This is a genomic window from Streptomyces sp. NPDC023527, assembly GCF_055560115.1.
The window spans coordinates 115,829-138,290 of the sequence record NZ_JBVHJJ010000008.1 but is presented as its reverse complement, the minus strand read 5'-3'; the positions used below and the strand labels follow the sequence as shown (position 1 = coordinate 138,290).

8 protein-coding genes are annotated in these 22,462 nt (G+C 73.8%); 6 read left to right on the top strand and 2 right to left on the bottom strand.

Translation table 11 applies throughout. The features are described from left to right. Nucleotides 1-42 precede the first annotated feature (42 nt). The 5 genes from ACZ303_RS17685 to ACZ303_RS17665 all read left to right on the top strand — a co-directional run bounded on the left by ACZ303_RS17685 (nucleotide 43) and on the right by ACZ303_RS17665 (nucleotide 19,379). A complete protein-coding gene (locus tag ACZ303_RS17685; protein ID WP_467339866.1) occupies nucleotides 43-1,791 on the top strand; it encodes a condensation domain-containing protein in 1,749 nt (582 codons plus the stop codon). A gap of 14 nt (nucleotides 1,792-1,805) precedes the next feature. Next, nucleotides 1,806-9,746, top strand: coding sequence for an amino acid adenylation domain-containing protein (locus ACZ303_RS17680; RefSeq protein WP_467339864.1), 7,941 nt, complete (start codon nucleotides 1,806-1,808; stop codon nucleotides 9,744-9,746). Nucleotides 9,747-9,778: 32 nt separating this feature from the next. Beyond that, entirely contained in the window at nucleotides 9,779-16,858 is a 7,080-nt protein-coding gene (locus ACZ303_RS17675) for an amino acid adenylation domain-containing protein (RefSeq protein ID WP_467339862.1), read from the top strand. Beyond that, nucleotides 16,855-18,084, top strand: a complete 1,230-nt coding sequence (locus ACZ303_RS17670; protein ID WP_467339860.1) for an MFS transporter — start codon at nucleotides 16,855-16,857, stop codon at nucleotides 18,082-18,084. Before ACZ303_RS17675 ends, ACZ303_RS17670 begins: the two co-directional genes overlap by 4 nt. Nucleotides 18,085-18,215: 131 nt before the next feature. After that, nucleotides 18,216-19,379 carry an AAA family ATPase gene (locus ACZ303_RS17665; protein WP_467339858.1) on the top strand — a complete coding sequence of 388 codons (1,164 nt, stop codon included), beginning with the start codon at nucleotides 18,216-18,218 and terminating at the stop codon, nucleotides 19,377-19,379. Nucleotides 19,380-19,497: 118 nt separating this feature from the next. On the opposite strand, the gene ACZ303_RS17660 is transcribed toward ACZ303_RS17665, so the two are convergent. Beyond that, nucleotides 19,498-19,647 (bottom strand): lasso RiPP family leader peptide-containing protein, encoded by a 150-nt coding sequence (locus ACZ303_RS17660; protein ID WP_467339856.1) that lies wholly within the window; start codon nucleotides 19,645-19,647, stop codon nucleotides 19,498-19,500. Nucleotides 19,648-19,830: 183 nt separating this feature from the next. After that, nucleotides 19,831-20,946, bottom strand: a complete 1,116-nt coding sequence (locus ACZ303_RS17655) for a PP2C family protein-serine/threonine phosphatase (RefSeq protein ID WP_467339854.1) — start codon at nucleotides 20,944-20,946, stop codon at nucleotides 19,831-19,833. Nucleotides 20,947-21,302: 356 nt separating this feature from the next. Here ACZ303_RS17655 and ACZ303_RS17650 point away from each other — a divergent pair, with 356 nt between their 5' ends. Beyond that, entirely contained in the window at nucleotides 21,303-22,430 is a 1,128-nt protein-coding gene (locus ACZ303_RS17650; RefSeq protein WP_467339852.1) for a mechanosensitive ion channel family protein, read from the top strand. The last annotated feature ends 32 nt before the right edge of the window (nucleotides 22,431-22,462 follow it).

The following is a 22,462-nucleotide window of genomic DNA, read 5'->3' as shown; positions in this document are numbered from 1 at the left end:
CGGCCTCGACATCCCCGTATCGAAGACAGGAAACGGATCATTGTGGCAACGCCCCTGACGCCCCGGGAAGCCATCCTGTGCGGCCTGCTCGCCGACCTGTTCGGCGTCCCCGCCGTCGGCCCCGGCGACAGCTTCGTACGGCTCGGCGGCGACAGCATCATCGCCGTCCAGCTGGTCGGCGGAGCCCGCAAGGCGGGCCTGCGGATCGGCGTGCGCGACGTCCTCACCCAGCCCGACGTGGCCGCGCTGGCGGCCGTGGCCAGGACCGCCCCCAAGGCCGCCACCGGCCCCGGTGACGACGACGGCGCCGGCCCGCTGCGGCCGACCCCGATCATGCACTGGCTGCGCGAGCGCGGTGGCCCCGCCGACCACTACCACCAGTACGTCGTCGTCCGCACCCCCGCCGGACTCACCCACGAGCGGGCGCTGACGGTGATCCAGGCCCTCCTCGACCGCCACGACGCGCTGCGGCTGCGGCGCGCGGCGACCGGCGGCGCCCTCACCGATCACCTGGTGGTCCAGCCCGTCGGCGCCGTGCGGGCCGATACGGGCCTCACCCGGATGAGTACCGAAGGGCTCACCGAGGCCGACACCGCCCGCCTCGTGCGGCGGGGGGTCGAAGCGGCCAGGGACCGGCTGTCGCTCGGCGACGGCACCGTACTCCAGGCCGTCTGGTACGACGCCGGCCGCGACCGGTGCGGTCGTCTCGCGATGGTGATCAACCACATGGTCGTGGACGGCATCTCCTGGCGCGTCCTGACCGGCGACCTCGCCACCGCCTGGGAGGCCGTGTCGGTCGGCCGCACACCGCGGCTCGACCCCGTCCCCACGTCCTTCCGCCGCTGGGCCGACCTGCTCACGGCGGAGGCGACCACACCGCGGCGGGCCGGCGAACTCCCGCGCTGGACCGACACCGTACGGCCCGGCACCCTCCGCCTCACCGACCGACCGCTCGACCCCGGACAGGACCTGGAGGAACGGGCCGGCCACCTCGCCCTCACCCTCCCCGTCGACACCACCGGCCCCCTGCTGACGACGGTGCCCGAGCGGCTGAACGCCGACGTCAACGAGATCCTCCTGACCGGACTCGCCCTCGCCCTGGCCGAACACCGCCACCACCACGCGCCCGACGGCGAGACCGGCGTCCTCGTCGACCTGGAGGGCCACGGCCGCGAGGAGCTCTTCGAGGACGCCGACGTCTCCCGCACCGTCGGCTGGTTCACCAGCGTCTTCCCCGTACGCCTCGACCTCGGCCGGTTCGACGCGCACGACGTGCGTGCCGGCGGTCCCACCGTCGGGGAGGCGCTGGCGCGCGTCAAGGAACACCTGCGCGGCATCGCCGACAAGGGCATCGGATACGGCCTGCTCCGCCACCTCGACCCGGCCTCCGGCCCGGTGCTGGCCGGCGCGGACGCCGCCGAGATCGGCTTCAACTACCTGGGCCGCTTCACCGAGGACCGCGACCGCGACTGGCACATCCTGCCCGAGTACGGCGCCCGCCTGGACTCCGTCACCCCCGGCATGCCCATGGCCCACGCCGTGGAGATCGGCGCCATCACCCTGGATTCCCCGGACGGACCGGCGTTGCGGGCCGACTGGACCTGGGCGCCGGGCGCGCTCGGCGAGGCGGCGGTCCGCGAGCTGGCCGAGTCCTGGTTCCGCATGCTCACCGCCCTCGTCACCCACGCCCGCCGCCCGGACGCCGGCGGGCTGACGCCCTCCGATGTCGTCCTGTCCTCCATCGGTCAGGACGAGATCGACGACCTCGAAGCCGCGCTGGAAGCATTCTGATGAGTGGGGAAGCAATGAAGAACACCCGGTCGGCCGTCGAGGACATCCTGCCGCTGACACCCTTGCAGGAAGGCATGCTCTTCCACGCGCGGTACGAGCGCGACGCCCGCAGCCTCTACATCGCCCAGTTCACCGTCGACCTGCGCGGCAGCCTCGACGCGGGACGGCTGAAGGCGTCCGCCGACGCCGTCGTACGCCGCCACGCCAACCTCCGGGCCACCTTCACCGACCGCCGCACCGGCGAGCCGATCCAGGTCGTCCGCCGGGACGCGCCCCTGGCCTGGCAGACCATCGACCTCACCGACCTCACCCTCGATGCGGCCGAGGCCCGCGCCACCGAGCTCACGGACGAGGACTGGGCCCGCGGCGTCGACATCCAGCGCCCGCCGCTGCTCCGCTTCACCGCGATCGCCCTCGGCCCGGCACGCCACCGCCTCGTGGTGACGGCCCATCACATCCTCCTCGACGGCTGGTCCTTCGCCCTGCTCTTCCGCGAGCTGTTCACCCTCTACGGCCGGCAGGGCGAGATCACCGCGCGGCCTCCGGCCCACCCCTACCGCGACTACCTGGCCTGGCTGGGCCGGCGCGACCGGCCCGCCGCCGAGCGCGCCTGGCGGGCCGCCCTGGACGGGGTCGGCGAACCCACCTACCTCGCGCCCGCCGGACCGGCACCGGCCGGCAGCACCCCCGAGGACATCACCGTCCGCCTCACCGAAGAGGCCACGGCGGCCCTCACCGGGCAGGCCCGCGCCCACGGCCTGCTGCTCAACACCGTCGTCCAGGGCGCCTGGGCCGTCCTCCTCGGCGGCGCCACCGGCCAGGACGACGTCGTCTTCGGCTGCACCGTCGGCGGCCGCCCCGCCGACCTACCCGGCGCCGACACCATGATCGGCATGCTCATCAACACCGTGCCCGTCCGGGCCCGGCTCGACCCCCGGGCGTCCCTGACCGCCCTGTGCGAGAGCATCCAGCGCCAGCGCGCCTCCCTCATGGACCACGACCACCTCGGGCTCACCGACATCCAGCACCTCGTCGGCTCGTCGCAGGCACTGTTCGACACCAACATCGTCTTCGACAACTTCCCGATGAACGACTACACCCTCGACCTGCCGGGCTCCGTCCCCGACATGGACATCACCTTCCGCGACACCACGCACTTCCCGCTCACCCTCGTCGTCGAGCCCGGCACCCGCCTCGAACTGCGCCTGAGCCACCGCCCCGAGCTGCTCGACCGCGCCCGCGCCGACGCCCTCGCCGCCCGGCTGACCCGGCTGCTCCACCAGTGGACCGCGGCCCCCGACACCGCCCTCGGCGCCCTGGACACCCTCGGCCCGGCGGAGCGCCGTCAGGTCCTCCACGACTGGAACGCCACCACCCGGCCCATACCGCACACCACCCTCCCCGAGCTGCTCACCGCACAGGCCGCCCGCACCCCCGAAGCGCCCGCCGTCCTCTTCCGCGACGAGCGGCTGACCTACCGGCAACTGGAGGAGCGGGCCAACCGCCTCGCCCACCGCCTCATCGCACACGGCGTCGGCCCCGAGGACACCGTCGCCGTCGCCGTCCCCCGCTCCGCCGACCTCGTCGTCGCCCTGCACGCCGTGGTCAAGGCCGGCGCCGCCTACCTGCCCATCGACCTCGGCCAGCCCGCACGCCGCGTCGACGCCCTCCTCACCGACGCCGCGCCGGCCCTGCTGCTCACCACCACCGAGGCCGCCGGGCACCTGCCGGCCACGGCCGTACCGGTCCTCCCGCTCGACGCCCCCACCACCGGCCTGCCCGCGCACCCGCCCACGACCGCGCTCACCCTCGACCACCCGGCCTACGTCATCTTCACCTCCGGCTCCACGGGCCGCCCCAAGGGCGTCCAGATCACCCACGCCGGCATCGTCAACCGCCTGCTGTGGATGCAGGAGGAGTACCCGCTCACCGCCGACGACCGCGTCCTGCAGAAGACACCGTGCGGCTTCGACGTGTCGGTGTGGGAGTTCTTCTGGCCCCTGATCACCGGAGCCGCACTCGTCGTCGCCGAGCCGGACGGCCACAAGGACCCCGCCTACCTTGCCGACCTCATCCGCCGCGAGTCCGTCACCACCGCCCACTTCGTCCCCTCGATGCTGAGCGCCTTCCTCCAGGAACCGGCCGCCGCCGCGACCGCGACCGCGCTGCGCCGGGTGATGTGCAGCGGCGAGGCACTCCCGCCCGAGACCCAGGCCGCGTTCTTCGGCACCCTCGACGGCGTGGAGCTCCACAACCTCTACGGGCCCACCGAGACCTCCGTCGACGTGACCCTGTGGCCCTGCCGCCCCGACCCCGAGGCCACCACCGTCCCCATCGGCCGGCCCGCCGCCAACACCCGCGCCTACGTACTCGACGGCCTGCTGCGGCCGGTCGCCCCCGGCGTCACCGGCGAGCTCTACGTGAGCGGCGTCCAGCTGGCCCGCGGCTACCTCGGCCGGCCGGCCCTGACGGCGGAACGATTCATCGCCTGCCCCTACGAGCCGGGCACCCGCATGTACCGCACCGGCGACCTCGTGCGCTGGACCGCACAAGGCACCCTGGAGTACCTCGGCCGCGCCGACGACCAGGTCAAGATCCGGGGCTTCCGCATCGAACTCGGCGAGGTGGAGTCCGCGACCGCCCGCTGCACCGGAGTCGACCGGGCCGCCGCCGTCGTCCGCGAGGACCGGCCCGGCGACCCGCGCCTGGTCGCCTACGCCGTGCCCGCCCTCGGCGCCGAACTCAGGCCCGCCCAGGTCAGGGACGAACTGGCCGAAGGACTGCCGGAACACATGGTGCCGTCCGCCGTGGTCGTCATGGCCGCCCTGCCGGTGACCGCCAACGGCAAGCTCGACCGCAAGGCCCTGCCCGCCCCCGACCACACCACCGGCCGCACCGGGCGCAGGCCGCGCACCGGACGCGAGGAGATCCTCGCGGGCCTCTTCGCCACCGTGCTGGGCCTGCCCGAGGTCGGCGCCGAGGACGACTTCTTCGCTCTGGGCGGCAACTCCCTCCTCGCCATGCGCCTCGTCGCCCAGGCCCGTACCGCCCTCGGCGTCGAGCTCGGCATCCGCGAGGTGTTCGCCACCCCCACCGTCGCCGGACTCGCCGCCCGCGCCGACGGCGCCCGCCGGGCGCGGCGGCCCCTGCGCGGCACCGACCGGCCCGGGGAACTGCCGCTGTCCTTCGCCCAGCGCCGGCTGTGGTTCCTCAACCGCCTCGAAGGCCCCAGCCCGGCCTACCACTGCATGGTCGAGACCACACTCCGCGGCGACCTCGACGTCGGCGCCCTGCGCGCCGCGCTCGGCGACCTCGTCACCCGCCACGAGACCTTGCGCACGATCTACCCGGAGGTCTCCGGCGAACCCCGCCAGAGCGTCCTGCCCGCCCACGCGACCGGTGTCGACCTCCTCGTCGTCGACCGCCCCGAACCGGACCTCGCCACCGCGGCCGCCTCCGCCGCCACCCGCCCCTTCGACCTGGCCGTCGAGGCCCCCATACGCGCCACCCTGCTCACGGCCGGCCCCGACGAGCACCGCCTCGTCCTGGCCGTCCACCACATCGCCACCGACGGCTGGTCGTGGGAACCGCTGCTGCGCGACCTCGCCCTGGCCTACGAGGCCCGGTGCGCGGGCCACCCGCCGCGGTGGGCGCCACTGGCGGCGCAGTACGCGGACTACACCCTGTGGCAGCGCGAACTCCTGGCCGACGACGCCTCCGAGAGCCTCGCCGGCACCCAGCTGGCGTACTGGCGCGAGGCCCTCGCCGGGCTGCCCGAGGAGGTCACCCCGCCCCTCGACCGGGCGCGCCCCGCCGTCGCCGGCCACACCGGGGCCTCGTACACCACCGACCTGGACCCCGAACTCGCCGACCGCCTCGATGCGCTGGCCAAGGCCAATGGCTGCACCCTGTTCATGGTCGTCCAGGCCGCGCTCGCCGTGCTGCTGTCGCGGCTCGGCGGCGGGCCCGACATCCCCCTCGGCACCGTCGTCGCCGGCCGCACCGACGAGGCCGTCGACGACCTCGTCGGGTTCTTCGTGAACACCCTCGTCCTGCGCACCGACGTCTCCGGCGACCCGGCCTTCACCCAGCTGCTGGCCCGGGTGCGCGAGACGGACCTGGCCGCGTTCGCCCACCAGGACGTGCCGTTCGAGCGGGTCGTCGAGGAGGTCAACCCCCGAAGGTCCCTGGCCCGCAACCCCCTCTTCCAGGTCATGCTCACCCTGCACCGCGGCCCCGGCCCGGACCTCGCCCTGCCCGGTCTGGACTGCGCCACCACCGAAATCGACGTGGCCGTCGCGGAGTTCGACCTCGCCTTCCAATTCACCGAGCGGGACGGCCGCCTGCGGACCGTCGTGAAGTACAGCACCGAGCTGTTCGACGCGGGCACGGTCGAGACGTTCACCGGGCGGCTGCTGCGGATCCTCCGCGCGGCGGCCGACCAGCCGCGCCGACCGCTGTCGACCATCGACATCCTCACCCCCGAGGAGCGCGACGACCTGCTGCCGACGACCGGGACGCCCGTGCACCGGCCCGGCGGCGTCCCCGCCGCTTTCGAGGCACAGGCCGCCCGGACACCGGACGCCGTCGCCCTCCGGTCCGGCCCGGACACCCTCACCTACCGGCAGCTCGACACCCGCGCCGACCGCCTCGCCCGCCACCTGAGGGCACTGGGCGTCACCGCCGAGAGCCCGGTCGGCGTGCACATGAGGCGCTCGCCCCACGTCGTGGTCGCCCTGCTGGCCGTCCTCAAGGCGGGCGGCGTCTACGTACCCCTGCACGGCGGCTACCCGGCCGCGCGCATGCAGGGCATCCTCGACGCCACCGGCTGCGCGGTCCTCCTCGTGGACGAGCCCTCCGCCGCGGACGGCCTGAACGCCCCGCACGTCGTACGGGCCGACCTCGCTCCCGCGCCCACCGCCGACGGCACCCCGGCACCCGTCGTGCTCACCGCCCAACTCGCGTACATCATGCACACCTCCGGCTCCACCGGCACCCCCAAGGGCGTCGCCGTCACCCACCAGGACGTCCTCGACCTGGCGGCCGACACCTGCTGGCGGAACGACAGCCACGAGCGGATCCTCTTCCACGCGCCGCACGCCTTCGACATCTCCGACTACGAACTGTGGGTGCCCCTGCTCTCCGGCAGGGAGGTCGTCGTCGCCCCCGACGGGGACCTCGGCGTCGCCGAACTGAGCCGACTCGTCCACGAGGAGGACATCACCGCGATCCACCTCACCGCCGGGCTGTTCCGCGTCGTGGCCGAGGAGCGCCCCGAGCTGTTCACCGGCGTGCGGGAGGTCCTCACCGGCGGCGACGTCGTCAGCCCCGGCGCGGTCCGGCGGGTCCTCGACGCCTGCCCCGACACCGCGATCCGCCAGCTCTACGGCCCCACCGAGATCACCCTGTGCGCCACGACCCACACCGTGGACCGCGACAGCCACGACACCACACGCCCCGTCCCCATCGGCCGCCCCCTGGACCACACCCGCGTCTACATCCTCGACGACCACCTGCGGCCGGTCCCGCCCGGCACCACCGGCGAACTCCACCTCGCCGGCGCCGGCCTGGCCCGTGGCTACCACGGCCGGCCCGCCCTGACCGCCGAACGCTTCGTCCCCGACCCCCACGGCCGGCCCGGCAGCCGCATGTACCGCACCGGCGACCTGGCGCGCCGACGCCCCGACGGCCTCCTGGAGTTCCTCGGCCGGGCGGACGAACAGGTGAAGATCCGCGGCTTCCGCGTCGAACCCGGCGAGGTCGAGACCGCGCTGGCCCGCTGCCCGGGCGTCCGCCAGGCCGTCGTCACCGCGCCCGAGAGCCCCGACGGGGACAAGGCGATCGTCGCCTACGCCGTCGGCGAGCACCTCCGGGCCGACGACCTGCGCGACCGCCTCGCGGCGACCCTTCCCGACTACATGGTGCCCGCCACCGTCATCACCCTCGCCGAGCTCCCGCTGACACCCAACGGCAAGGTCGACTACCGGGCCCTGCCCGCCCCCGACCGGACCGGCACCACCGGCCGCGCGCCCCGCACACCCCGCGAGGAGATCCTCTGCGGACTCTTCGCCGAGGTCCTCGGCCTCGACACCGTCGGCGCCGACGCCGGCTTCTTCGACCTCGGCGGGCACTCACTGCTGGCGACGAAGCTCACCAGCCGGATCCGTACGGCGCTCGGCGTGGAGATCGGCCTGCGCGACCTGTTCCGGGCCCGGACCCCCGCCGCCCTCGCAGAACTGGCCGACGGCGCCGAACACGCCCGGCCGCCGCTGACCCACCGGCAGCACCCGGAGAACCCGCCGCTGTCCTTCGCCCAGCACCGCCTGTGGTTCGTCCACCAGGCCGAGGAACAGGCCGCCACCTACAACATGCCGTTCGCCGTCCGGCTGCACGGCACCCTGGACGACACCGCGCTCTCCGCGGCACTGGCCGACGTGGTCGCCCGGCACGAGACACTGCGCACCCTGTTCCCCGAGGTGGACGGCCGCCCGGCCCTGCGCGTCCTGTCCCCGGACGAGGCCCGCCCCGAGCTCAGGACCACGGACGTCACCGAGGCGGAGCTGGCCGGGGCCGCCGAGGCCCTGGCGTCCCACCGCTTCGACCTGGCGGCCGAACCACCTCTCCAGGCACGGCTGCACCGCCTGGGCGTGGACGAGCACGTCCTGCTCCTGGTGATGCACCACATCGCCTCCGACGGCTGGTCCATGGAACCCCTGCTGCGCGACCTGGCGCGGGCGTACGAGGACCGTCGGCGCGGGAGCGGCCCGGAGTGGGAGCCGCTGCCGGTGCGGTACGCGGACTACACGCTGTGGCAGCGGGAGTTGCTCGGGGAGGAGTCCGACCCGGAAAGCGTCGCTTCCCGGCAGCTCGACTTCTGGCGGAAGCGGCTCGCCGGCGCTCCGGCCGAACTGGCCCTGCCCTTCGACCGGCCGCGCCCGGCGGTCGCGAGTTACGCGGGCGGTTCGGTGCCGGTGGAACTGAGCCCTGAGCTCCACGGGCGCTTGTCGGAACTCGCGCGGTCGAATGGCTGCACGTTGTTCATGGTGTTGCAGGCGGGTCTGGCGGTGTTGCTGTCACGCCTCGGGGCCGGTACGGACATCCCGCTCGGCACGCCGGTGGCCGGTCGTGCGGATGAGGCCCTGGACGACCTGGTCGGCTTCTTCGTCAACACCCTGGTGCTCCGCACGGATGTGTCCGGCGACCCAAGCTTCGTAGAGCTGCTCTCCCGTGTGCGGGAGGCGGACCTGGCGGCGTACGAGCACCAGGACGTGCCCTTCGAGCGTGTCGTCGAGGCCCTCAACCCCGACCGGTCCCTCGCCCGCCACGCCCTCTTCCAGGTCATGCTCCAGCTCCAGAACACGCCCGCCGACGGCCTGACGCTGCCCGGACTGACCGCCACGCCCCACCCGGTTCCCTTCGGCGTCGCCAAGTTCGACCTCACCCTCGACATGGCGGAACGCCACGGCGCCGACGGGACACCGGACGGGCTGCACGGCGAACTGACCTACGCCACCGAGCTGTTCACCGCAGACACGGCACGACACCTGGCCGAGGACCTCGCACTGCTGCTCGGCACCGTCGCCGCCGACCCCACCCGGCCGTTCAGCGCCCTCACCGGACTGCCGGCCCCGCGCCCGGCCGCCCGTACCACCGAAGAAGCGCCCGCCGCCGCTCCCGCCGCCGACGAACGCACCGGTGGCAGCTCCACCGAGCAGGCGCTGTGCGCACTCTTCGCCGAAGTGCTGGAGGTCGACTCCGTCGCCCCCGACGACAACTTCTTCGCCCTCGGCGGCCACTCCCTCCAAGTGACCCGGCTCATCAGCCGGGTCCGGGCGGAGCTCGGCCTGGAGCTGCGCATCCGCCAGGTCTTCCAGCACCCCACCCCGGCCGGCGTCGCCGCCCACCTGACCGCCGCACCGAAGGCGCGCCCCGCGCTGCGCCGCTCGGCCCTCTGATCCGTCGAGTGCGCGCACACCAAGGAGATCCCGTGTTCCCTGTGTCCTTCGCCCAGCGCCGGCTGTGGTTCCTCAACCGCATGGCCGAGACGGGCGCCGCCTACAACTGCCCGCTGGCGGTCCGCCTGCGCGGCCCGCTCGACCGCGCCGCCCTCGCCGCCGCGCTGGAGGACGTCGCCGACCGCCACGAACTCCTGCGGACGGTCTTCCCCGAGTCCGACGGCGAACCGGTGCAGCGCGTCCTCGACCGACGGCCCCGCCTGGCGACCGTCGCGACGACCGGAGACCTGCTGCCCACCGCCCTCGCCGAGGCCGCCGGACACGTCTTCGACCTCACCGTCGAACTGCCCGTACGCGCCGAGCTCTTCACCCTCTCGGCCGACGAGCACGTGCTCTCCCTCGTCATCCACCACATCGCCTGCGACGGCTGGTCGTGGGAGCCTCTGCTGGGCGACCTCTCGCAGGCGTACGCGGCACGGCGCTCCGGCACCGCCCCGCTGTGGGAGCCGCTGCCCGTCCGCTACGTCGACTACACGCTCTGGCAGCGCGAGCTGCTGGGCGCGGAGGACGACCCGGACAGCGTGCTCACCCAGCAGCTCCACTTCTGGCAGGAGGAACTCGCGGGCGTCCCCTCCGAACTGACCCTGCCCTACGACCGGCCGCGCCCGGTGGTGGCGAGTTACGCGGGTGGTTCGGTGCCGGTGGAGCTGGATGCCGCGCTGCATGGCCGGCTGGTGGAGTTGGCGCGGTCGAGCGGCTGTACGTTGTTCATGGTGTTGCAGGCGGGTCTGGCGGTGCTGTTGTCGAGGCTCGGGGCCGGTACGGACATCCCGCTCGGTACGCCGGTGGCCGGTCGTGCGGACGAGGCCCTGGACGATCTGGTCGGCTTCTTCGTCAACACCCTCGTCCTGCGCACGGACGTCTCCGGTGACCCCAGCTTCGTAGAGCTGCTCTCCCGTGTGCGGGAGGGGGATCTGGCGGCGTACGAGCACCAGGACGTGCCCTTCGAGCGTGTCGTCGAGGCCCTCAACCCCGACCGGTCCCTCGCCCGCCACCCCCTCTTCCAGGTCATGATGACGCTGGAGAACGGCTCGGGCACGGCCCTGAGCCTGCCCGGCGTCGTGGCCGAGGAGCAGCCGGTCGGCTGGGACATCGCCAAGTTCGACCTGACCGTCGACTTCCAGGAGCACCAGGCAGCCGAGGGCACCCCGGCCGGCGTCACCGGCTCCCTCGAATACGCGGCGGACCTCTTCGACCCGGAGACCGCCGAGAGCCTGGCCGCTAGCCTCCCCCGGGTGCTGCGCCAGCTGGCGGCCGACCCGCTGCGCCCGGTCGGCGCGACCGAGCCGATGTCCGACGAGGACCGCGAGCGGGTCCTGGTGGGCTGGAACGACACCACACGCCCCGTCCCCGAGGCGACGCTCCCGCAGCTGTTCGAGGAGCGCGCCGCGCGGACGCCGGACGCCACGGCCGTCGTGCACGGCGGCACCGCGCTGACCTTCGCCGAGCTCAACGCGCGGGCCAACCGCCTGGCCCGCGCCCTGGTCGAGCACGGCGCGCGGCCCGAGAGCCTCGTCGCCCTCGCCCTGCCCAGGTCCGAGGAATCGGTGGTGGCCCTGCTCGCCGTGCTCAAGGCCGGCGCGGCGTTCGTCCCCGTCGACCTGGAATACCCGGCCGAGCGCATCGCCCTCCTCCTGGAGGACGCGGCCCCCGCGCTCGTCGTCACCGACTCGGCCACCGCCGCGACCCTCCCGGCGGCGGGCGGCGCCCAGCGGGTGCTGGTCGACGACCCGGCGACGGCGCGGCGCCCGCACGAGAACCTCGGGCTCGACGTCCTGCCGGGGAACGCCGCCTATGTCATCTACACCTCCGGCTCCACCGGCCGCCCCAAGGGCGTCCTCATCGACCACGCCGGGCTGCGCAACCTCTACGCCCACCACCGCACCGGCGTCATGGCCCACGCCGAGGAGACGTACGGACCCCGGCCCATGCGGGTGGCGCTGACGGCCTCGCTGTCCTTCGACACGTCCTGGGAAGGGCTGTTGTGGATGGTCGCCGGGCATGAACTGCACGTCATCGGCGACGACATCCGCCGCGACGCGGGCGCGATGACCCGGCACATCGCCGAGGTCGGCATCGAGGTGCTCGACGTCACGCCGACCTACGCCGAACAGCTCGTCGAGGAAGGTCTGCTGGCCGACCCCGCCCACCGCCCCCGGGTCTTCCTGCTCGGCGGCGAGGCCGCCGGAGCCACCTTGTGGACGAGGGTCCGGGAAGCCGACGACATGCTCTGCTACAACCTCTACGGTCCGACGGAGTGCTCGGTCGACGCCCTGTGGTGGGACGCCGCCCGCAGCGAATCCCCGCTGGTCGGCCTGCCCCTCGACAACACGCGCGTCCACGTACTCGACGCGTCGCTGCGGCCCGTGCCGCCCGGCGTCGCGGGCGAGCTGTACATCGCCGGCGTGAGCCTGGCCCGCGGCCACCTCGACCGGCCGGCCCTGACGGCGGAGCGGTTCGTGGCCTGCCCGTTCGCGGTGGGGGAGCGGATGTACCGCACGGGCGACCTGGTGCGGTGGGGGCGCGACGGCGCCCTGGAGTTCCTCGGCCGGGCGGACGACCAGGTGAAGATCCGGGGCTTCCGCGTCGAGCCGGTGGAGATCGAGGCGGCGCTGTCCCGGATGCCGGGCGTGGCGCAGGCGGCGGTCACGGCCCGCGAGGACGGCCCCGGCGGGAAGCGGCTGGTGGCCTACGTCGTGCCGGTGGCCGGCCGTACGGTCGAGGCGGCCGGTCTGCGCCGGGAGCTGTCGGCGACGCTGCCCGACCACATGGTGCCGTCGGCGTTCGTGGTGCTGGAGTCGTTCCCGGTGACGCCGAACGGGAAGCTGGACCGCAAGGCACTGCCGCGCCCCGACTACGCGGCGGGGGCGGGCTCCCGTGCGCCGCGCACACCGCGCGAGGACATTCTGGCGGGCCTGTTCGCCGAGGTCCTGGGGCTGCCCGAGGTCGGCGCCGAGGACAGCTTCTTCGACCTCGGCGGCCACTCGCTCCTCGCCACCCGGCTCATCTCCCGCGCCCGGACGGCGCTCGGCGTGGAGCTCGGCATCCGTGACCTCTTCCAGACCCCGACCGTCGCCGGTCTGGCGACCGGCCTGAACCGCTCGGGCCCGGCCCGGCCGCCACTGCGCGCCGCCGACCGCCCGGCCGTGCTGCCCCTGTCGTTCGCCCAGCGGCGCCTGTGGTTCCTGAGCCGTACGGGACAGGGGGTCAACTACAACTGCCCGTTCGCCCTGCGGCTGCGCGGCCCGCTGGACCGTGCCGCCCTGCGCGCGGCGCTCGCGGACGTCACCGGCCGACACGAAGCCCTGCGCACGGTCTTCCCCGAGATCGACGGCGAGCCGTGCCAGCGGGTGCTGCCGACGGACACCGGCACCGTGGAGCTGGACATCGTCGAGGCCGTGGACGGTGGGCCGGGCGAGGCCCTGGAGCGGCTGGTCGCCGAGGAGTTCGACCTCGCCGACCGGCCCCCGGTACGGGCCACGCTCTTCGCGCTGGGCGAGGACGAGCACGTACTGGCCCTCGTGGTCCACCACATCGCGCTCGACGGCTGGTCGTGGGGGCCGCTCTTCCACGACCTGGCGCGGGCGTACGAGGACCGCCGGCGCGGAAGCGGCCCGGAGTGGGAGCCGCTGCCGGTGCAGTACGCGGACTACACCCTGTGGCAGCGAAAACTGCTGGGCGAGGAGTCCGACCCGGAAAGCGTCGTCTCCCGGCAGCTCGACTTCTGGCGGAAGCGACTCGCGGGCGCTCCGGCCGAACTGGCCCTGCCCCTCGACCGGCCGCGCCCGGTGGTCGCGAGTCATGCGGGTGGTTCGGTGCCGGTGGAGCTGGATGCCGCGCTGCATGGCCGGCTGGTGGAGTTGGCGCGGTCGAGCGGCTGTACGTTGTTCATGGTGTTGCAGGCGGGTCTGGCGGTGCTGTTGTCGAGGCTCGGGGCCGGTACGGACATCCCGCTCGGTACGCCGGTGGCGGGTCGTGCGGATGAGGCGCTGGACGATCTGGTCGGCTTCTTCGTCAACACCCTTGTCCTGCGCACGGATGTCTCCGGTGACCCCAGCTTCGTGGACCTGCTCTCCCGTGTGCGGGAGGGGGATCTGGCGGCGTACGAGCACCAGGACGTGCCCTTCGAGCGTGTCGTCGAGGCCCTCAACCCCGACCGCTCCCTCGCCCGCCACCCCCTCTTCCAGGTCATGCTCCAGCTCCAGGAGTCCGCCGACGACACCCCGGCCCTCGCCGGCCTCGACGTGCGCGACGAACCCCTCCGCTTCGACGCCGCGCAGTTCGACCTCACCGTCGACGTCCAGGAACGGCGGGACGCCGAGGGCGGGCCGGCCGGGATCAGCGGTTCGCTCGACTACGCGGCCGACCTCTTCGACCCACGGACGGCGGGCGCCCTTGCCGCGGCCCTGGCGCGGGTGCTGGGCGGCCTCGCCGCCGACCCGGCGCGGCCGGTGAGCGCGGCGGACCCGCTGTCGCCCGAGGAGCGCGACCGGATGCTGGCGCGGTGGAACGACACCGGGCTGCCGGTGCCCCACGCGACCGTACCGGAGCTCTTCGAGGCCCAGGCGGCACGCACACCCCAGGCCACGGCCGTCGTGCACGGGAAGACGGCGCTGACCTTCCACGAGCTCAACGCCAGGGCCAACCGGCTGGCCCGCCGCATGGTGCGCGTGGGCGCGGGGCCCGAACACGTGGTGGCGGTGGCGCTGCCCAGGTCCGAGGAATCGGTGGTGGCCCTGCTCGCCGTCCTCAAGTCCGGCGCCGCCTGCCTGCCCGTCGACACCGGCTACCCGGCGGAGCGCATCGCCCACCTGCTGGCCGACGCGGCTCCCGCCCTCGTCGTCACGGACACCACCACGGCGGATCGCCTGCCGCTCGGCGACACCCCCCGGGTACTGGCGGACGACCCCGCCGTCGCCGCCGAGTCCCCGGGCGACCTCGGACGCGCGGTGCTGCCCGGCAACGCCGCGTACATCATCCACACCTCAGGCTCCACCGGCCGACCCAAGGGCGTCGTCACCGACCACGCGGCACTGCGCAACCTCTACGCCTTCCACCGCGCCGGCATCATCGACCGCGCCGAGGAAGCCACCGGCGGCCGACGGCTGCGCGTGGCCCTGACGACCTCGCTGTCCTTCGACGCCTCCTGGGACGACCTGCTCTGGATGGTCGCCGGCCACGAACTGCACCTCATCGGCGACGACGTCCGCAGGGACGCGGGCGCCCTGGTGCGCCACATCGCCGACGCCCGCATCGACGTCGTCGACGTCACGCCCACCCACGCCGAACAACTCCTGGAGGAAGGACTGGCCGACCGGCCCCCCAGGGTCCTGCTGCTCGGCGGCGAGGCCGCCGGCCCCGCCCTGTGGCACCGGCTGCGGCAGCTGGACGGCATGATCGGCGTCAACCTCTACGGCCCGACCGAGTGCACGGTCGACGCCCTGTCGTGGGAACTGGCCGCCGGCGCCCACCCCCTGGTCGGCCGGCCGATCGCCAACACACGGGCGTACGTCCTCGACGCGGCACTGCGCCCCGTGCCGCCCGGCGTGCCCGGCGAGCTCTACATCGCCGGCGCCGGACTGGCCCGCGGTTATCTCCACCGGCCCGCCCTGACGGCGGAGCGTTTCGTTGCGTGCCCGTTCGCCACGGGCGAGCGGATGTACCGCACGGGCGACCTGGCGCGGTGGGACCGCGACGGCGCCCTGGAGTTCCTCGGCCGGGCGGACGACCAGGTGAAGATCCGGGGCTTCCGCGTCGAGCCCGGTGAGATCGAGGCCGCTCTCGTACGGGTCCCCGAAGTGGCCGCGGCCGCGGTGAGCGTCCGCGAGGACGGCCCCGGTGGCAAGCGGCTCGTCGCCCACGTCGTACCCGCGGGCGGCCGTACGGTCGACGTGGCGACCCTGCGCCGGGAACTGGCGTCCGTGCTGCCGGAACACATGGTGCCGTCCGCGTTCGCCGTGCTGGAGTCCTTCCCCCTGACACCGAACGGCAAGCTGGACCGGGCCGCGCTGCCGCGCCCCGACCACGCGCCAGGATCGCCCTCCCGCGCGCCCCGCACGCCCGAGGAGGCGACGCTGGCGGCCCTGTTCGCCGAGGTGCTGGGCCTGAGCGAAGTCGGCGTCGACGACAGCTTCTTCGACCTCGGCGGCCACTCCCTGCTCGCCGCCCGGCTCATCTCCCGCGCCCGGACGGCGCTCGGGGCCGGGCTCGGCATCCAGGACCTCTTCCAGGCGCCCACCGCGGCCGGACTGGCCGCGCGGCTCGCGGCGGACGACGCGCACGACTCGCTCGCGCCCCTGATCCCCCTCCGGTCCGGCGGTGGGAAGCCCCCGCTGTTCTGTGTGCACCCCGGGGCCGGGATCGGCTGGGTGTACTCGGGGCTGCCCGGACACCTGGACCCCGACCGGCCGGTGTACGCCCTCCAGACACGGGCGTTGCGCGACCCGGCCGCCCGGCCGGTGAGCGTCGAGGCCATGGCGGAGGACTACGCCGACCTGATCCGTACGGTCCAGCCGGCCGGCCCGTACCACCTCCTCGGCTGGTCGTTCGGCGCGGTCGTCGCGCACGCCATGGCGGTCCATCTCCAAAGGCAGGGCGCGGAGGTCGCCGAACTGGTGATGCTCGACGGCTACCCCGCCGACGCGGACGCGGCGGAACGCCCCCAGGGGGACACGCGGGCCGAACTCCTCGCGTCCCTGGGCCGCCCGGTGGAGGACGCCGCCATCGACGAGGCCGGGTTCGTCCGGCTGGCCGGTGCCCCGGACGGGCCGCTGGCCGGCCTCGGAACGGACGTGATCGCGGCCGTCGGCGAGGCGTTCGGCCACCACGGCACGCTCGCGGACCACCATCGTCCGGGCCGCTTCCACGGCGACGTCACCCTCTTCACGGCGGCACTCGACCCGGACGCCGACGACGGCGGCCCCGAGGCGTGGCGGCCCCACGTGACGGGCCGCGTCGACCGGCACGACCTCGCCTGCGCCCACGGCGACATGATGGCCGAGGAGCCGCTCGCACGGATCGGCGCGGTCCTCCGGGACAGGCCGGCCCGATGAAGGGCTCCCTGCGCCACCGCGACTTCCGGCTGCTGTGGGCGGGGGAGTCGATCAGCCAGGCCGGCAGCGCGGCGACGCGCGTGATGCTGCCACTGATCGCCGTGGGCACCCTCCACGCGAGCTCGATGACCATGGGCGTGCTGAACGCCGCCGCGTGGGTGCCCTGGCTGCTGATCGGCCTGCCCGCCGGGGCCTGGGTCGACCGCATGCGCCGCCGCCCCGTGATGATCGTGTGCAACGCCGTCTCGGCGGTGCTGCTCCTGTCCGTGGGGGCGGCCGCCTGGCTGGACGTCCTCTCGGTCGGCCAACTCCTCATGGTGGCCGTCCTGTCCGGCACCGCCGACGTCTTCTTCCGCGCCGCCTACAGCGCCTACATCCCCGCCCTGCTGCCCCGCGAGGACCTCGAGGACGGCAACGCCAAGCTCCAGACCAGCGAATCGGCCGCCGACGTCGTCGCCCCGAGCGCGGGCGGCGCGCTCGTCCAGGCCGGGGGAGCGGTCTTCGGGTTCCTCGCGGACGGGCTGAGCTTCCTGGCGTCGGCGCTCCTGCTCACCCGCATCCGGGCCCGCGAGGGCCCACCGGGCGGTGAGCGACGCCGGACACCCGCCCTCGGCCCGGAGATCCGCGAAGGCTTCGCCTTCCTCCTCCGGGACCCCTTCCTGCGGACGATCCTGCTGTGCGACGCCGGCATGAACCTCTTCCTCGCCGGCACCCAGGCCCTCGCGATCGTGTTCCTGAGCCGCACGGTCGGCGTCGACGGCGCCACCATCGGCGTACTGATCGCCCTCGTCGGCCTCGGCGGGGTGCTGGGCGCCGTCCTCTCACCCCTGCTGGCCCGCAAGGTCGGCACCGCCCGGGCCGTCATGCTCTGCGCCTTCTGCGGCGGCCCGTTCGGGCTGCTGATCCCGCTCACCACGGACGGCGGGGGTCTGCTGGCCTTCCTCGTCGGGGACTTCTGCCTCACCGCGAGCATCGTCGCCGGAAACGTCATCATCGTCAGCTTCCGGCAGGCGTACTGCCCGCCCGAGATGCTCGGCCGGATCAGCGCCGGCATCCGCTTCATCATGTACGGAACGGTCCCGGTCGGCAGCCTCCTGGGCGGCACCCTCGCCACCGCCCTGGGCGACCGCGGCGCCCTATGGACCCTCTACACAGGCAACGCCCTGTGCGCCCTGCTCCTCCTCCACGGCCCGGTCCGCGACCGAAGGGAGCTGCCGGTGGGGTGAACACGGTCACCGCGGCCCGACGCGCCCGGCAGGCTTGCCGCTGCCCACTGCCGCCGCCGGACCTCGCGGCCGATGTCAGACCCCCTTGGCACACTGTGGGAAAGATCCACGGCAATGCACCGAGAGGTCCGATGCTCACCACCCTCGCCGTCGAGAACTACCGCTCCCTGCGCCGCCTGATCGTCCCACTGGACCGGCTCAACGTGGTCACGGGCGCGAACGGCACCGGCAAGTCCAGCCTGTACCGGGCGCTGCGGCTGCTCGCCGACGCGGCCGGGGGCGGCGCGGTCGCGGCGTTGGCGCGTGAGGGTGGGCTGCCCTCCACGCTGTGGGCCGGGGAGCGGCGGGGCACGGGCCGCTCCCCGGCCGTCAGCCTCCGCCTCGGCTTCGCCGGGGACGAGTTCGGTTACGCGGTCGACTTCGGGCACCCGGTCCCGACCTCGGGCGGCATGGGTGGGTCGTCCATGTTCGACCGGGACCCCGAGATCAAGCGGGAGTGCACATGGGCCGGTCCCGTGCTCCGTCCGGCGGCGCTGCTCTCGGACCGTTCCGGCCCCGCCGTGCGGACCCGCGCCGCGGACGGCACCTGGCACAGCACCGTGAACGCCATCCGCCCGTACGACAGCATGCTCGGCGAACTCGCCGACCCGCGGCTCGCCCCCGACCTGCTGCGACTACGGGAGCACCTGCGGTCCTGGCGGTTCTACGACCATGTGCGCACCGACGCGCACGCCCCCGCCCGCAGGGCCCAGATCGGCACGCGCACCCCCGTGCTCGGCCACGACGGCTCGGATCTCGCGGCCGCGCTCCAGACGATCCGCGAGATCGGCGACCACAAGGCCCTGGACGCCGCCGTGGACGCGGCCTTCCCCGGCAGTGAGCTGGAGATCGTCAGTGAGGGCGGTCGGTTCGAGTTGCGGCTGCGCCAGCCGGGCCTGCTGCGCCCGCTCGGCGCGGCCGAGCTGTCCGACGGCACGCTGCGCTACCTGCTGTGGACGGCGGCGCTCCTCACTCCCCGTCCGCCCGCGCTGCTCGTCCTCAACGAGCCGGAGTCCAGCCTCCACCCGGACTTGCTGGCTCCGCTGGCCGAGCTGATCCTCACCGCGAACCGCGACACCCAGATCGTGGTGGTCACCCACGCGCCCGAGCTCGCCGAGGCCCTCACCCGCGGCGCCGAACGCCACCGGCTCGACGTCAACTCCATCGCCCTGGTCAAGGACGCCCTGGGTCAGACGGATGTCGCGGGCCGCGAAGGCCCGCTGGACGAGCCGGCGTGGCACTGGCCCAAGCGCTGACGGCCGGGAGCCCAGAGGCCACGGCCGCCCGCAGCGTGATCGATCACCGTGTCCGTCGACGGGCGCGGGAGCCGTGCCGTGCAGGCCCCGCGCACCACGCCTCGGCGGTCACGCGCTGTCAGCCCTGGCCGGCCGGTCCGTAGCAACGAGGAGCCCCCGGGCTGCCGCCGAAGTCGCCCGACGTGCCCCGCCACGCGCCACGGGTCAAGTCGAGGAAATCGCCGACCTCCACCACGAGGGGCGGCTCATAGACGTCATCTTCTTCCATGCGGACCCTTCGTGGTCACGGCTCCCTCTCCGAGCGGCGATCCGCCCGGTGGTCCGCCCATGCCCACGCGTCAACCCGCTACGCCGGCCGACGCCGCCTGCCACTCGAACGAGTGCTGGCGAACCGGGCGAGCCGATGTCCCCGGGCTCGTATGCCGGAGCGCTCCCGCCGATGACGACACGCTCACACGCGCTCCGCGCCGTCCCCGCCCCGGGTGACCGCCAGCAGCGCCATGTCATCGGTGATGCGACCGCCGGTATGGCGGCGCACATCGGTGAGGAGGGCATCGAGCAGGGCGTCCGGCTCGCGAAAGCCACGCCCGCTCAGCCCGGTGCACGGGTCGTAGAAGACCCCGGCGCGGTCCCGCGCCTCGGTGAGGCCATCGGTGTACAGCAGGAGGGACGCCCCCAGAGGGAACGGCACCGTATCCATCCGACCCTCGACCGCGCCCGGCTCCGCCAGCCCGAGAGGGAGGGCCGGCTCGGACGGCTCCACGCCGCGTACCTCACCGCCGAGCAGCACCAGCGGCGCCGGATGGCCGCGGTTGACCAGCCGCAGCTCATCACCGGAGGGCGGGATCTCGGCCAGAACGCCGGTGACGAACCCCTCGTCCCGCTCCAGTCCCTCCCGCCGCTCCTTCTCCCGCAGCAGCGCCCGTTCCAGCCTGGTCGCGACCCCGACGAGCGTGGGCTCCTCGTCGGCGGCCTCCCGGAACACCCCCAGCGCCACATCCACCGCCTTGACCGCCTCCATGCCCTTCCCGCGCACGTCGCCGACCAGGCAGCGCACGCCGTACGGAGTGTCCTGCACCCCGTAGAGGTCGCCCCCGATCTGGGCGTCCTTCACGGCCGACTGGTAGCGCACGGCGATCCGCAGGGGCCCGATCGAGGCCGGCGGCTGCGGCAGCACGGCGCGCTGCACGGCGAGGGCGATCTCGCGTGCGGACTGCAGCCGCACGTCGCTGTAGTACATGAGGCGGTTGACGAAGACGGCGAGGGCGGAGACGGTCGCGACCGCCGCCAGCTCGCTCCGCCCACCGGAATCCCCCAGAAAGCCGAAGTGCGTGAGCAGCGCGAAATCCGCGGCACAGGCGCCGATGCCGGCCAGGACCGTCGCGCGCAGTGACAGCAGTGCGGCGGCCGTCATGGGCGCGGCCGTGTAGAACGCCTCGGAACTGAAATGCGGCGAGGTGTGGTAATCGACGAGCGCCCCTCCCAGGAGCAGGAGGACGGGCAGCAGCCGGAGGTGGCGCAGGCACCAGCGCTCCACGGCGGTGCGCCCCGCGCTCGGTGTCCTCACGTACCCGCTCCCGCTCTTTCGTCATGTACGGCACGCTCAAGCATCCGTGTGCCGGATTTCGGCTGCCAGTCCTGGGACGGCCGTATGGGTACGCGCCGAACCGCCGGCAGGCACGGCTCCCGGCCACGAGCGGGGCCCGCACCACCTGCCGCCCGGCGTCGAGCGCGTGGGCCACCCGGGCGTGCGAGGGCAAAACGGACGGGTGCAAGATGATCTTTCGCGCCGGGTCACTTCCGTGGTCCGGCGCGATCGCGATCCGTCAGGACAGGCAGGTACAAGGTGACGAATCATTACTCCGGGTCCCCGGCGGCGTGCGACGCCGTCGCTCCGTCCTCCGTCACGGACGGAGGACGCCGATGAACCGGGATCTGACGCTGCACGACATCATCGCCGCCGGCATCGCGCTGGCCGCCGGCCTGGCCGTGGCCCTGGTGCTGCGGGTGGTCCTGCGCTGGCTCGGCGAGCGGGCCGCCCGGACCCAGTGGGCCGGCGACGACATCATCGTCGACGTGCTGCGCACGCTCGTTCCCTGGGCCACCGTGGCGGGCGGTGTGGCGGCCGCGGCCGCGGCCCTCCCGCTGACGAGCCACGTCGGCCACACCGTCAACCAGACGCTGATCGCCTTGATCATGCTGACCGCGACGTTCACCGTCGCCCGGGTCGTCAGCGGGCTGGTGCGGTCCGTGGCCCTGTCCAGATCCGGTGTGGCCGCGTCGGCCACGATCTTCGTCAACATCGCGCGCGTCACGCTCCTGGCGATGGGCTTCCTCGTCGTCCTGCAGACCCTCGGCATATCCATCGCCCCGCTGCTCACCGCCCTCGGCGTGGGCGGTCTGGCGATCGCCCTGGCCCTGAAGGACACGCTGGCCAACCTCTTCGCCGGCGTGCACATCCTCGTGTCGAAGACGGTCCAGCCCGGCGACTACATACGGCTCAGCAGCGGCGAGGAAGGCTACGTCCGCGACATCAACTGGCGCATCACGGTGGTGGAGCAGCTCAACAACAACCTCGTCATCATCCCGAACGCCAAGCTCGCCGGGACGAACATGACCAACTTCAGCCGGCCCGAGCAGCAGCTGTCGGTCACCGTGCAGGTGGGCGTCGGCTACGACAGCGACCTGGAACACGTCGAACGGATCACCAACGAGGTCGTCGAGAGCGTGATGAAGGACGTCGCCGGTGCCGTCCCCGACCATGAGCCGGCTGTCCGCTTCCACACCTTCGGGGACTCCCGGATCGGCTTCACCGTGATCCTCGGGGTCGGCGAGTACAGCGACAAGTACCGCATCAAGCACGAGTTCATCAAGCGCCTGCACCAGCGGTACCGCGCGGAGGGCATCCGCATCCCCGCCCCGGCGCGGACGGTCTCCCTTCAGCGGACCGGTGAGACCGGCGAGACCGGTGAGGCCGGGCAGACCGGGGAGACCGTGATCCCGCACCCCCGCACGCCCCTCGAAGCGGTCCCGGACCGCCCCGGCAGCTGAGCCGGGCACCGGCCACAGCGATGGGTGAGCCA

What these genes read in the sequence shown, in the direction of transcription:
- ACZ303_RS17680 (WP_467339864.1), top strand. Translation starts at nt 1,806, where the DNA reads ATGAAGAACACCCGGTCGGCCGTCGAGGACATCCTGCCGCTGACACCC.
- ACZ303_RS17650 (WP_467339852.1), top strand. Translation starts at nt 21,303, where the DNA reads ATGAACCGGGATCTGACGCTGCACGACATCATCGCCGCCGGCATCGCG.
- ACZ303_RS17660 (WP_467339856.1), bottom strand. Translation starts at nt 19,647, where the DNA reads ATGGAAGAAGATGACGTCTATGAGCCGCCCCTCGTGGTGGAGGTCGGC.
- ACZ303_RS17665 (WP_467339858.1), top strand. Translation starts at nt 18,216, where the DNA reads ATGCTCACCACCCTCGCCGTCGAGAACTACCGCTCCCTGCGCCGCCTG.
- ACZ303_RS17670 (WP_467339860.1), top strand. Translation starts at nt 16,855, where the DNA reads ATGAAGGGCTCCCTGCGCCACCGCGACTTCCGGCTGCTGTGGGCGGGG.